11 protein-coding genes are annotated in these 13,065 nt (G+C 75.6%); 3 read left to right on the plus strand and 8 right to left on the minus strand.

What is annotated here, in order from left to right; genetic code table 11:
* The first annotated feature begins 54 nt into the window (after positions 1-54).
* Positions 55-1,239 (plus strand): PucR family transcriptional regulator, encoded by a 1,185-nt coding sequence (locus Sya03_RS03225; RefSeq protein ID WP_506347055.1) that lies wholly within the window; start codon positions 55-57, stop codon positions 1,237-1,239.
* Here the strand turns inward: Sya03_RS03225 and Sya03_RS03230 are convergent.
* From Sya03_RS03230 to Sya03_RS03250, 5 genes are read right to left on the minus strand one after another with little or no spacing between them, the layout of a single operon-like run.
* Positions 1,236-2,930 (minus strand): DEAD/DEAH box helicase, encoded by a 1,695-nt coding sequence (locus Sya03_RS03230; protein ID WP_203936616.1) that lies wholly within the window; start codon positions 2,928-2,930, stop codon positions 1,236-1,238. The genes Sya03_RS03225 and Sya03_RS03230 overlap by 4 nt on opposite strands.
* 24 nt (positions 2,931-2,954) lie before the next feature.
* Positions 2,955-4,454, minus strand: a complete 1,500-nt coding sequence (locus tag Sya03_RS03235) for a DUF6297 family protein (protein ID WP_203936617.1) — start codon at positions 4,452-4,454, stop codon at positions 2,955-2,957.
* Positions 4,451-5,089 carry an ABC transporter ATP-binding protein gene (locus Sya03_RS03240; protein ID WP_203936618.1) on the minus strand — a complete coding sequence of 213 codons (639 nt, stop codon included), beginning with the start codon at positions 5,087-5,089 and terminating at the stop codon, positions 4,451-4,453. Before Sya03_RS03240 ends, Sya03_RS03235 begins: the two co-directional genes overlap by 4 nt.
* A 23-nt stretch (positions 5,090-5,112) precedes the next feature.
* Positions 5,113-6,618: an aldehyde dehydrogenase family protein gene (locus tag Sya03_RS03245; protein WP_203936619.1), complete on the minus strand. Its 1,506-nt coding sequence runs from the start codon at positions 6,616-6,618 to the stop codon at positions 5,113-5,115.
* Between the two features lie 21 nt (positions 6,619-6,639).
* A complete protein-coding gene (locus tag Sya03_RS03250) occupies positions 6,640-7,293 on the minus strand; it encodes an SDR family NAD(P)-dependent oxidoreductase (protein ID WP_203936620.1) in 654 nt (217 codons plus the stop codon).
* A 256-nt stretch (positions 7,294-7,549) separates the two neighbouring features.
* Here Sya03_RS03250 and Sya03_RS03255 point away from each other — a divergent pair, with 256 nt between their 5' ends.
* Together Sya03_RS03255 and Sya03_RS03260 are read left to right on the plus strand one after the other, a co-directional pair.
* Positions 7,550-7,825, plus strand: a complete 276-nt coding sequence (locus tag Sya03_RS03255) for an Rv1322 family protein (protein WP_203936695.1) — start codon at positions 7,550-7,552, stop codon at positions 7,823-7,825.
* A 5-nt stretch (positions 7,826-7,830) separates the two neighbouring features.
* On the plus strand, positions 7,831-8,625 hold the full coding sequence (locus Sya03_RS03260) for an alpha/beta hydrolase (RefSeq protein WP_203936621.1): 795 nt from the start codon (positions 7,831-7,833) through the stop codon (positions 8,623-8,625).
* Between the two features lie 3 nt (positions 8,626-8,628).
* Here Sya03_RS03260 and Sya03_RS03265 read toward each other — a convergent pair whose 3' ends face one another.
* From Sya03_RS03265 to Sya03_RS03275, 3 genes are all read right to left on the minus strand, one after another.
* A complete protein-coding gene (locus Sya03_RS03265) occupies positions 8,629-9,825 on the minus strand; it encodes an AI-2E family transporter (protein WP_203936622.1) in 1,197 nt (398 codons plus the stop codon).
* Positions 9,826-9,958: 133 nt separating this feature from the next.
* Positions 9,959-11,470 (minus strand): coiled-coil domain-containing protein, encoded by a 1,512-nt coding sequence (locus Sya03_RS03270; protein WP_239107081.1) that lies wholly within the window; start codon positions 11,468-11,470, stop codon positions 9,959-9,961.
* Between the two features lie 168 nt (positions 11,471-11,638).
* Positions 11,639-12,985, minus strand: a complete 1,347-nt coding sequence (locus tag Sya03_RS03275; protein WP_203936624.1) for a DivIVA domain-containing protein — start codon at positions 12,983-12,985, stop codon at positions 11,639-11,641.
* Between the last annotated feature and the right edge of the window lie 80 nt (positions 12,986-13,065).

Genomic DNA, 13,065 nt, shown 5'->3' on the forward strand with positions numbered 1-13,065 from the left:
TCGCGGCGGCGCTACCTCGCGAAACCGGAAGTTGGGCGGGGACTTCTTGTGGATGTGCCACAACGAGCACACGGCCTTGTCGGCCAGGTTTCCGACATCGCCCGGGTTCTGGTCGCCGATGTGTGGCGCCAGTTGCCGGGCTATGACGAGGACCGCATGGACCTCGACGACCTCGCCGGCACGATCACCCCGAACATCCGCACGCTGCTGCTCGCCGTCGCGGAACGCCGCGCCCCGCTCGACGACGAGCTGACCACCGCCGCCCAGCTGGGGGAGCGCCGCGCCATTCAGGGCGTGCCCATCGAGGCGGTGGTGACGTCGTGGCACAAGGCCGAGCGCGAGGTCTTCGCCTGGCTGGCCGCCGTCGACCCGCCGCTCACCGCCGAGGAGCACCGGCAGGTCGCCCGCGACCTCGCGGCCGCCATCGACGTGCTGACGGCCGCGTCGACCGAGGCGTACCGCCGCACCCGCACCGAGGTCGCCGCGCACCTGGAGCAGATCGCCACCGACCTGGTGTCCCGGCTCACCGGCGCGGAGCGGCTCGACCCGCTGGTCATCGAGGAGCGCGCCCGGCTGGTCGGCGTGGCCGTGCAGGAGCCGCACCGCGCCCTGGCCGTGCGCGGCCTGCGCGACGACGACCGGCACCTGCTCGACCGGGCGCAGCGGCTCGTGCTCGACGCGATCCGCCCCAAGCTGCACAGCCGGACGGTCGTCGGGTCGCGCGGCGACGTCGCGGTCATCGTCGCCCCGGAGGTGCCCGGCCTGACCGACGTGCTCGGCCGGGTCGTGCAGCGGTCGCGGCGGGACGCGTTCGTCGTCGGCGTCGGGCTGCCCCGGCCCCGGTTCGGCGAGGTGGCCGGGTCGTGCCGGGAGGCCATGGCCGCCCTGGAGGTGGGGCGCCGCCGCCCGCCCGCCGCCGGGGTCGTGGAGTTCGCGGCGGTGGCCGCCGACGTGCTGCTGCTGGAGAACCCGCTCGACTCCCGCCAGGTGGTGCGCAGCGCCCTCGGGCCGATCCTGGGCCGGCCGCAGCTGGTGGCGACGCTGGACACCTACCTGCGGTGCGGGCTGTCCACCCGGGCCACCGCGGTCAGCCTCGACCTGCACGACAACACGGTCACCTACCGGATGCGCCAGATCACCGAGGCGCTGCGGGTGTCCGCCCCCGCCGACCTGGTGCGCGCCGACATCCTGATGGCGCTGCGCGCCCGCGAGCTGGAGGCGCTGGCGCCCCCGTACTAGCGGGCGTAGCGCTCGCGGCGCACCGTCGGGCGGCGGCCCCGGATGGTGCTGCGCTGCATGGCCGCGATGACCATGTCGGCGGCCGGTTCCGGCACCTCCACCAGCGCGAAGCGGTCGGTGATCTGGATGGCGCCGATCTCGCGCGAGCTGAGCCCGGACTCGCCGGCGATCGCGCCGACCAGGTCCTGCGGGCGCAGCCCGGCCCGCCGGCCGATGCCGAAGAACAGCCGGGCCACCCCGGCCGCGGCGGGGTTGTCGCGCCCGCCGCCGCCGCGGCGGCTGTCGCGGCTGTCGCGGTCCTGCGGATCGCGGCCGCGCGGCGGCAGCGCCGCCGACGGGATCTCCTCCTCGTCGACGTCCCCGCCGGCCGCCTCGTGCAGCAGCTTCACCGCGGCCAGGGCGACGTTCTCGACGTCGAACTCGTCGGTGAGGGAGTCGATGACGACCCGGAAACGCTCCAGGTCGTCGGTCTCCAGGCTGGCCTGCAGGGCGGCGCGGGTCAGCTCCAGGCGGCGGGCCCGCAGGTCCGTCACCGTCGGCAGCTTCTCCAGGGTGATGCGCTGGCCGGTGAGCCGCTCGATCGCCTTGAGCATGCGCTGCTCGCGCGGCTCGGCCAGCGTGATCGCAGAGCCCTCGCGCCCGGCCCGGCCGACCCGGCCGATGCGGTGCACGTACGCCTCGGGGGCCGCCGGCACGTTGAAGTTGATGACGTGGGTGAGCTGCTCGACGTCGAGGCCGCGCGCCGCCACGTCGGTGGCGACCAGCAGCTCGGTGCTGCCGCCGCGCAGGCGGCCCATGACCCGGTCGCGCTGGTCCTGGCTCATGCCGCCGTGCAGCGCCTCGGCCCGGTAGCCCCGGCCGTTCAGCGTCTCGGTGACCTGGTCGACCTCCTCGCGCGTGCGGCAGAAGACGATCGCCGCCGACGGGGCCTCCACGTCGAGGATGCGGCCCAGGGCGGCCGGCTTGTGCGGCCGGGCGACGACGTACGCGCTCTGCCGCACCCGCGGCATGTCGCCGGGCGCGGTGGTCTCGCGGCCCATCGTGATGCGCACCGGCTCGCGCAGGTGGCGGCGGGCGATGCTGTCGATGCGCGGCGGCATCGTGGCGGAGAACAGCACTGTCTGCCGCTCGGCGGGGGTCTCGGCGAGGATCGCCTCGATGTCCTCGGCGAAGCCCATGTCGAGCATCTCGTCGGCCTCGTCGAGCACGACGGTGCGCACGTCGCCGAGGCGCAGGGTCTCCCGGGTGATGTGGTCGAGCACCCGGCCCGGCGTGCCGACGACGACGTCCACCCCGCGCTGCAACGCCTGAAGCTGGCGGCCGATCGGCTGCCCGCCGTACACCGGCAGGACGCGCACGCCCAGGTCGCGGCCGTAGCGGTGGACGGCCTGCGACACCTGCTCGGCGAGTTCGCGGGTCGGCACGAGGACGAGCGCGGCGGGCCCGCCGTCGCGGCTGCCGGTGCTCAGCCCGTGCAGGACCGGCAGCGCGAACGCGGCCGTCTTGCCGGTGCCCGTCGCGGCCTGCCCGACGAGGTCGTGGCCCGCCACCAGCGGCGGGATGGCGCCCTGCTGGATCGGCGTGGGCTCCTCGTAGCCGAGGTTGGTCAGGGCGCGCAGCAGCTCGGGGCGCAGGCCCAGTCCGGCGAAACCCGCCTCGGCGTCCGCGGCGTCCAACGGGTTCTCGTCCATGGCGACAAGGATAGGAGGCGCGCCTCAGCCCCGGGCCCGCAGGTCCGTCTCGGTCGCCGAGGTGGACGTGCGGGCGTAGGCGACCAGGCCGCCGCCGGCGATCAGCGCCTGCCACAGCACGTTCTGCCAGCCGAGCGGGCTGCCGGTGGCGACCAGCACGAGCGTGGGCACGCCGAACAGCACCAGCAGGTCGTAGCCGACGACCATGGCCAGCACCGGCCCGGTCTCCAGGCTGCCCATCGGGGTGTCGATCGGCAGCAGGCCGTTCTGCACCAGGCCCATCCGCGCCCGGCGCACCGCCGCGGCCGCCGCGGCCGGGCCCAGCGCCAGGCCGAGCGCCCACCACGGCCCGGCGGGCAGCGCGCCGAGCAGGCCGAGCAGCAGCAGCGCGGCGGCCGCCCACAGCGAGCCCAGCGCCACCGGCACCCACAGGCGGGCCACCACGGCCTCGCGCGCGGTGACGGCGAGCAGGCGCAGCACCGCCGGGTTGGCGTCGGTGCGCACCGACGCGACCGTGGTGGACGCGGCGACCATCGCGCCGAGCAGCACCGCGACGGCGAGCAGGATCCGGGAGCCGTCCATGAGGGCCGCCGGGGCGAGGGTGGCGGCGGCCAGCCAGGCGAGCCGGCGGCGCTTGCGGCCCAGCAGGCGCAGGTCCTGCGCGGTGAGCACGGGCACCCGCCGCGGCAGCGGCGCGGACCGCCAGCGGCGGCTCGTCCAGTACCGCTGCTCCGCCAGCTCCTGCAGGAACGACGGCTGGCCGGTCAGCGCCGAGTCGGCCACCGTGCCCGCGGCGCGGGACGCGGCGAGCAGCACGTCGGCCGGGGTGCGGTCGAGCCGCCGGTACGCCCACGTGGCGAGCACCAGCACGGCGGCCAGCAGCGCGAGCACCGCGTACCGCAGCGGCCCCTCGCCCGGTCCCGCGCCCGCGGCGGCCGGCGGGCCGGTGCGCTCGACCACCATGCCGGCCGCGCCCGCCGTCACCGCCAGGTACGCCACCAGGTCGGCGCCGCGGGCCAGGCCGGGGCGGCGCTGCGCGACCGTGCCCAGCGCCACCAGCAGCACGGCGGTGAGCGCCCCGGCGGCGCACGTCAGCAGCAGCACGGCGGCCGGTGTGGGCCGGGCCGTCACCTGGCTGGCCGTGGCGAAGCCGGCCGCGGCCCCGGCGGCGGCGCCCGCCGCGGCGACGGCGCGGGCCGGGGCGCCCAGCAGCGCCCGCCGCGACACCGGGGCGGTGAGCAGCCACGACGCGGCCGGGCGGCTGATCACCAGCGGGCCGAGCTGGCGCAGCGCCAGGTGCAGCGCGCCCGCGCACACCAGCGGCACCCCGACGGCCGTCAGCCGGGTGCCGGTGGGCGCGGCCGGCCAGAACACGGCCCCGACGGTGGGCCAGAACATCCCCACGAGCACGGCGGCCAGCAGGGCGGCGAAGTACAGGTTGCCGAGCGCGGAGCCGGCGTCGAGGTGCGCGGCCTGGCGGCGGCGGATCCAGTGGCGGACCGGCGCGAGCGCGACGGCCGTCACGGCCCGCAGAGCTCCGCGACGGACGTGACCAGCGCACCGGTGCCCGCGGCGAACTTCTCGTCGTGGCTGGCCAGCAGCACGGTGCCGCCGCCGGCCACGTAGTCGCGCAGCAGGCCCGCGACCAGCGACCGCGCGTCCGGGTCGAGGCGCTGCTCCGGCTCGTCGAGGATCAGCACCCGGCTGGGCCGCACGAACGCCATCGCCAGCGTCAGCCGCTGCTTCTGCCCGCTCGACAGCGACGTCGGCATGCTGTCCTCGTGCCCGGCGAGGCCGAGCAGCTCGAACGCCCGCTCGGCCGCGGCGTCGCCGTCGTCCAGGCCGTGCGCGCGGGTGACCAGCTCGGCGTGCTCGCGGGCGGTCAGCCCGGGGTACCAGCTCGGCGGCTCCACCGTGGTCACCACCTGCCGCCAGTGCTCGGCGTCGGTGCCCGGTTCGCGGCCCAGCACCAGCACGGAGCCGGCCTCCGGTCGCTGCAGCCCCGACACGGTGCGCAGCAGAGTGGACTTGCCGGCGCCGTTCTCGCCGATGACGCACGTGGCCGTGCCGCGCGGCACCTCCAGCGACAGGCCGTCGAGCACGGGGGCCGAGCCGTAGCCGACCACCAGGTCGCGCACCTCGATCGCGGGTTGATCCACCCGGACGACGCTAGCAGTGCGGGTCAGCGGCTCCGGCCGTACAGCAGCCGGATGGCCTTGACCAGGCGGGCCACCTGGGCGGGGGTGCGCTCGAACGTCATCGCGGGCAGCAGCGTCGGGCCGCGGCGGGTGGTGATCGCCTTCGACCGGGAGAACTCGCGCAGGCCGTCGTCGCCGTGGATGCGCCCGAAGCCCGAGTCGCCCACGCCGCCGAACGGCAGCGACGACATGCCGACGTAGGTGAGCACCGAGTTGACCGATGTCATGCCGCTGCGCAGCCGCCGCGCCGCCGCGACCGCCCGGGCCCGGCCGAAGACGGCGCCGCCCAGCCCGTACGGCAGGGCGTTCGCGCGGGCCACGGCCTCGTCGACGTCGCGCACCTTGGCGATGGTGACGGTGGGCCCGAACGTCTCCTCGCGCACGGCCGCGGAGTCCTCCGGGACGTCGACCAGCACGGTGGGGTGCACGAACGGCGGCCGCACCGCGTCGAGGCCGCCGAGCACCGCCCGGCCGCCGCGCTCCAGGGCGTCGGCGATGTGCCGGCGGATGACCTCGACCTGGCCGGGCATGGTGATCGGGCCGTAGTCGGCGGTGTCCTCGACGCCGACGGTCAGCCGCCCCGCCTTCTCCACCACGGCGGCGACGACGGCGTCGTAGACGGGCTCCACCGCGTACACCCGCTCGATGCCGATGCAGGTCTGGCCGGCGTTCGTCATGGCGCCCCAGACGATGGCCTCGGCGGCCGCGGCGACGTCCGCGTCGGCGTCCACGATGAGCGCGTCCTTGCCGCCCCCCTCCAGCACCACGGGGGTCAGCGTCTCCGCGCAGGTCGCCATGACCTTCTTCGCGGTGGCGGTGGAGCCGGTGAACGACACCTTGCCGACGCCCGCGCGGCACAGCGCGGCGCCGGTGTCGCCGAGCCCGTGCACGGCCTGCAGCACCGGCTGCTCGGGCACCGCCTCGGCGAACGTGTCGGCCAGCCACTGCCCGGTCAGCGGCGTGTACTCCGACGGCTTGAGCACGACCGCGTTGCCGGCGGCGAGCGCGCTGCTGATCGGCCCGCACGGGGTCAGGACGGGGTAGTTCCACGGCCCGATGACGCCGACCACCCCGAACGGCTGGTACTCCAGGTGGGCGCCGTGCTCGGCCAGCACCAGCCGGGTGCGCACCCGGCGCGGCCCGAGCACCCGCCGCGCGTTGCGGGCGGCCCAGTCGACGTGCTCCAGCGCGCCGGCCGCCTCGACGATCGCCTCCGCCTCCGGCTTGCCGGTCTCGGCGTGCACGAGCGCGGCCAGCTCGGTGACCCGCTCGGCCATCAGCGCGCGCCAGCGCAGCAGGCGGGTGCGCCGCCCGTCGTACCCCAGCTGCTGCCACCACGACGCGGCCGTGCGGGCCCGCTCGACCGCGGCCGCGACGGCGGCCTCGTCGCTGACCGGGACGCGACCGGCCTCGGCGCCGGTCGCCGGGTTCGTGGACACCAGCGTGCCGTCGTCGATCACGGGCATTCCCGGGGTACGCGTCGCCGTCATGTCGCGAGTCTATTTCGCTTTCTACCCGCCGGTAAGGTGCTCGGCGACGATCCGCGCGGCGACCTCGGCCGGATCGGGCAGCTCGCCCGCCTCGTGCAGCCGCTGATACCGCTCCCGGGCCGGGAACTCCGAGGAACGCACCTCCGCCTGCATGCCGGTGTCCATCACGCCCGGATTCACGCTCGCCACCGTCACCCGCGGATCGCGCCGGGCCGCCTCGGCGGCCAGCACCTCCAGGAAGAACTCGCCGGCCCGCTTCGTCGCCGAGTACGCCGCCCAGTGCTCGACCACCCGGTGCGCCGCCCCCGACGAGACGAACACCACGGTCACCCGCGACGCCTCGGCCGGCACGGCCGCGAGGAACGCGTCGGTCAGCACCATCGGCGCGGTCAGGTTCACCGCGACGGCGTTCGCCAGCGCGTCCGCGCCCAGCGTCCCGACCGGCCCGATCGGCTCCACGACGGCGGCGTTGTGCACCAGCGCCACCTCGTCGGCGTCCTCCAGCAGCGGCGCCAGGTCGGCCGCCGTCGGCACCTGCGCCGGGTCGGCCAGGTCGGCGGTCAGGTCGGCGGCGGACCGGCCCACCCCGACGACCCGGTCACCGCGCGCCCGCAGCTGCGCGGCGAGGGCGGCCCCCAGGCCGCGGGACACCCCGGTGATGACGACGGTCCGCATGCCGGCCGACGCTAGCCGACGCCCCGCCCGCCGGGCCGGCCGGGCGGCCGTCGCCCGTCCGGGTCCGGCGTTGCGGCCCCGGGACCCCGCCGGCGGCGGCGACCCTGGACGGACCTGCCGGCCGCGTTCCGCCGGGACCCCGCCGCGCCCCCGCCGCCGGCGCCCACGCCGGCCCCGACGCCGTGACCGGCGCCCCCCTACGCTGGAGGACGTGAGCCCCCGCCGGAACCGCGCCAGGCGCGACGACCGCCGCGAGGTGGACGCCGAGGGCGCCCGCCGCGGCGTCGACGCCGTGCAGCAGTGGCACGACGGCGAGTTCCTCGTGCGGCAGGTGGGCAACTCGCCCAAGACGTACCGGTGCCCGGGGTGCGACCAGGAGATCCGGCCGCAGGTCGTGCACGTGGTGGCGTGGCCCGCGGACGACCGCGGCGACCTCACCGACCGGCGGCACTGGCACACCGGCTGCTGGCGGGCCCGCGACCGGCGGGCGCCGGGTGTGCTGCGCTCGCGCAGCGCGCCCCGTTACGGTTGATCCCCGTGAGCACCCCGATCCGCGCGAACTCGATCCTGCCCGCCACCCGGGAGGACATCGAGCTGCACACGGCCGACGGCCTGACCCTGGTGGGCGAGCTGGCCGTCCCGGCCGACCGGCCGCCGGTCGCCACCCTCGTCTGCCTGCACCCGCTGCCCACGCACGGCGGCATGATGGACAGCCACGTGTTCCGCAAGGCGGCGTGGCGGCTGCCCGCCCTGGCCGGGGTGGCGGTGCTGCGGTTCAACACCCGGGGCACCGGCAGCGTGCGCGGCACCAGCGAGGGCGCGTTCGACTCGGCCGTCGGGGAGCGCTTCGACGTGGCCGCCGCCATCGAGTACGCCGAGTTCGCCGAGCTGCCGAACCTGTGGCTGCTGGGCTGGTCGTTCGGCACCGACCTGGCGCTCAAGCACGGGTGCGACCCGGCGGTGACCGGGGCGATCCTGCTGTCGCCGCCGCTGCGCTTCTCCGAGCCGGCCGACCTGGCCGTGTGGGCGCGGTCCGGCAAGCCGGTCACCGCGCTGGTGCCCGAGCACGACGACTACCTGCAGCCGCCCGCGGCGGCCGAGCGGTTCGCGGCCATCCCGCAGGCCACCGTCATCGGGGTGGACGGCGCGAAGCACCTGTGGGTCGGCGACGCGGAGACGGTGCTGGACGAGGTGGTCCGCATCGTCGCCCCGGACGTGCCGACGCCGCTGCCGCGCACCTGGGACGGGCCGATGGAGTCCGGGGACGCCAGCGCGTACGCCGACCGCACGGTCGCCGCGTTCGCCGACGTCCCGCCGCCCGAGGGGCTGTGACCGTCAGCGGCGGTCCATGCTCGGGTTGACGACCTCGCGCAGGATCAGCTGCACGCCCGCCACCATCGGGATGGCGATCAGGGCGCCGAGCACCCCGAACAGGCCCACGCCGACGAGCGCGGCCACCACGGCCGCCACGTCGCTGACCTCGACGGAGCGCTTCATCACCTTCGGGTAGATGAGGTAGTTCTCGACCTGCTGGTAGATCAGGAAGAAGATCACGCAGGCGATGCCGGCCGTCAGCGACGTCGCGAAGCCGACGATCGAGATGATGACCGCGCCGAGGGTGGCGCCGATCTGCGGGATCAGGTCGGTGATGGCGACGACGACGGCCAGCGCGAACGGGTACGCCAGCCCGACGATCAGCGCGAACACGAAGGTGCTGACGCCGGCCAGCACGGCGATCGCCAGCGCGCCCACCATGTACGCGCCGACCTTGGCGAGGATCTCGTCGCCGAGCAGCTCGACGCGCTCGCGGCGCGACGCCGGCACCAGCCGGTAGCCGGCGCGCTTGATCCGGTCGAACGCCGCCATGAAGTAGATCGTCAGCACGAGCACGGTCAGGACGTTGAAGATCGTGCCGAACAGCAGCCGGGCGCCGCCGACCACGCCGCCGAGCGCGTTGGTGACCGTGCCGGCGTTCAGGGCGCCCTGCACCCGCTGGACGACGTCGTACCGCTCGACCAGGTCGTTGATGGCCTGGTTGCGCTGCAGGCTGCGGATGAAGTCGGGCGCGTTGTTGATCAGCTCGCCGGTCTGGGTGATGAGCGGCGGGATGAGCGCGAACAGGCCGCCGCAGAACAGCAGCAGGATGCCGATCGTCACGGTCAGCACGGCGAACCCGCGCGGCATGCCCCACTGGCGCAGCCGGGTCACGGCCGGGTTGAGGCCGACCGCGAGGAACAGCGCCACGAAGATCAGGACGAGGATCGACGCCGCGTTGCGCAGGCCGGTGAAGACGCCGTACGCCAGCAGCAGGCCGAGCCCGCCGAGGAAGCCGACGTTGAACGGGTTGCGGTGGAACGGCCGGCCCGGCTCGCCGAAGCGCCCGGCGTGCGGGTCGTGCGGGTGGCCGCCGGACGGGGTGGGCGGCGGGGGCTGGGTGGCCGAGGGGCCGGCCGCCACGACGGCCTGGTCGCCCTGGTCCGCGGGGTCGGCCGGGGCCGGTTCCTCGCGCTTGGTCGGCTCGTCCTCGGACACCCGGGCACCTCCACAGCGGACGGTGCCCGTGCGGCCACCGTGATCATGTCTCCGCCCGGACGTTATCGGTCGGCCGGACCCGCCGCCACCCGTACCCCGGGTGACGGCGTGTCACACCGATCCGGTGCGTGCCTCAGTCGGCGTCGGCGCTGACCCGCTCGGCCGGCGGGCGCGCGGCGATGGTGCCGTCGGGGCGGTGGGTGACCTTGACGGACGCGGTGACCTTCGTCGGGGTGCCACCGGTGCCGGGCACGGGCGGCCCGGCCGGCTTCGGCGCGGGCGCCGCCTTGGCCCCAGCGGTGGCCGCGGGGGCGGCCGGGGCGGCGGGCGCTGCGGACGCTGCGGGCGCCGCCGGCGTCACCGGGGCGGCGGCGGCGGCTGGTGCGGGCTTGTCGTCGTCGCCGGACTCGCCGGAGTCGTCGGCGTCGTCCTCGTCCGGGCCGGAGGTCGCGGCGGCGAACATGTCGCGGACCCGCTTGACCTCCTTCTGCATGGCCCGGCGCACCTCGACGGCCTTGCGCTCGGCGGCCTCGACGCCGCGCTTGGCCTCGGCCAGCCGGGACAGCTCGCCCTCGAGTTCCTTCTTGACCTCGGCGAGGCGCTGGCGCACCCGCTCGGTCTCGCGCTCGCCGGCCGTGGCGGCGGTCTTCGCCTCGGCGACGGCGGCCTTGGCGGCCTCGACCTCCTGCTGCGCGGCGGTGATCTGCTCGCGCTTGGCGGCCAGCTCCTTGTCGGCGGCCTCGGCAGCCTCTTCGGCGGCCTTCAGCTTCTGCTCGGTGTACGCGTCGGCCTCGGCGCGCAGCGCCGCGCACTGCTCCTCGACGCCGGTGCGCAGCTGGGCCAGCTCCTGCACGACGCCCTGCCGGCGCTGGTTGAGCTCGTGCTCCACCGCGGCGCGCCGCTCGCCGACCTCGCGCTCGTGGTTCGCGCGCTGCTCGGTGATCTCCTTCTCGGCGGCCTCGCGCCAGGTGCGGATCTCCTGCTGCGTCTGCGTGCGGGTGGAGTTGACGTATCCCTCGGTCTCGGCGCGGGTGCGCTGGACCTGGGCGGCGGTCTGGTCGGTGAGCTGCTTGGCCTCCGCGCGGGCGCGGGTGAGCACGGCCTCGGCCTCGGCGCGCATCTTCTCGGCGGCCTGGCGCTGAGCGGCCAGCTGGGCCTCGGCGGCCTGGCGCCGCTCGTTGTCGGCCTTCTCCTCCTGCGCGCGGCGGGCGGCGAGCGCGACCTCGAAGTCGCGCATGGCGGTGGCGGCCGCCTCCTCGGCGTCGGCGCGGATCTTGGCGACCTCGGCGCGCTCGGCCGCGAGGGCCGCGGTGGCGTTCGCCTTGATCTCCTCGGCCTGCTCCTCGGCGAGGGTGAGGATGTGCTCGACGCGGGGGCCGAGGTGGCGGTACGACACGCCGCTGTCGGCACTGCGCTCACGCCGGGCCTGGACGAGGTCCTGCTGGAGCTGTTCCACCTGCTCCGCGAGCCCGTTGGCCCGCGCGTACTCCCGTTGCACCTCGACCTGCAGGGTGTCGACCGCGCGGTGGACGTCGGCCACCCAGAGGTCCACCTGCTTCTTGTCGTACCCCCGCAACTGGGTCTCGAAGGTGGGCTCGGAAGCCGTGTCCGCGCCGAGATCGAACAGTTCTCCGCCGTGCGACATGCTTTCCATCCTCACATACCCGTTTTCCCGCGACGCGGGGATACACACCGGCCTGCCAGACCGCATCCGATATGTCGCATTTCAGTCCGCCGCGTGGAAAACGATCGGGCCGTACCGGAGAAACCCCCAGTACGGCCCGCACGTGCGAACTTTCCCCGACAGCGGGGCCTAGGAGGTGGTCTTGGCCTCCGCCTTGCCCCCGCCGTCCTGCTTGCCGGCCACCTCGGCCGGGTCCTTCTGTGCCTCCGCGACGGCCGCCGCGACGGCCTCGACGGCGGCGGCGGCGCGCTGCGCGGGGGCCGCGCCCTCGCCCTTCGCGTCGCCCTTCGCGCCCGGGCCGACGGTCGGCACGATGCCGGCCAGGCCGGAGAGCATCTGGCCGAGCTGCGACGTGACCGCGTCCTTCTGGCGGGTCAGGTCCTCGACCTCGCGGCGGGCCGCCTGCGTGGTCAGCTCCGCCTCGGTGCGGGACTCGCTGAGCAGGCGCTGGGCCTCGCTGCGGGCCTCGGCGACCGTCTTCTCGGCCAGGGCGCGGGCGCGCTCGACCGTCTCGTTGGCGGTGCGCTCGCTCTCGACGCGGCGGCTCTCGGCGCGCTGCTCGATCTCCTTGGCGCGGTCCTCGGCGGCGCGGGCGCGCTCCTCGGCCTCGGCGACCATCTTCTGCGTGGCGCTGACCTGGGCGGCGTGCCGCTCGGCCTCCTCGCGCTCCGCCTTCTCGCGGCGCTCGGCGACCTCGAGCTGCAGGGCCTGCAGGTCCTTGTCGCGCTTGTCGCGGGCGTCGGTGAGCATCTTGGTGGCCTCGGCGCGCTTCTCCTCGGCCTCGCGGGCGGCCTTGGCGCGCAGCTGGGTGATCTCCCGCTCGGCGGTGGCGCGCAGCGACGCGACCTCGCGCTCGACGGTGGACTTCAGCTCAGCGACCTCGTGCGCGGTGACCGTGCGCAGCTGCTTGGTCTCGCGGTCGGCGTCCGAGCGCAGCGTGTCGGCCTCGCGGCGGGCCTGGACCCGCACCTCGGCCGCCTCGCGCTCGGCGTGCGTGCGGACCTGGCCGGCCTCGCGCTCCGCGGTCGCCTTCATGGCGGCGGCCTCGGCGCGCGCCTTGTCGGTGATCTCGCGGGCCTCGAGGCGCGCCGCGGAGAGGATGCCCTCGGACTCCCGCTTGGCCTCGCCCCGGTGGTCGTTGGCCTGCTCCTCGGCCAGCCGCAGGATCTGCTCCACGCGGGTGCCCAGCCCCGACAGCGTCGGCCGGTTGTTCTCCTCGAGCAGCTTGGTGCTCTCGGCGAGCTTCTGCTCGAGCGCGGCCATCCGCTGCTCGGACTGGCGGAGGCGACGCTGGGCGTCGTTCATCCGCTGCTCGTACTCGGCCTTGGTCTGGTCCGCCTGGTTGATCTTGGCGGTGAGCCGGCCCAGGAACTGATCGACCTGGCCGCGGTCGTATCCGCGCAGAACGACGGTGAAGTCGGTCTGGGAGTTCGCGCTGTCGAAAAACGCGAGGTTGGCATCGTGCTGCTGGGGCATCGCGCCATCCTCGCAGACGACCCCCCCAGGCACGCAAGGGCAGACCTCGACTGTTCGTGCCGTCCAACGTGGCAGGTGGA

Source organism: Spirilliplanes yamanashiensis (genome assembly GCF_016863475.1).
Taxonomy (GTDB): Bacteria; Actinomycetota; Actinomycetes; order Mycobacteriales; family Micromonosporaceae; genus Spirilliplanes; species Spirilliplanes yamanashiensis.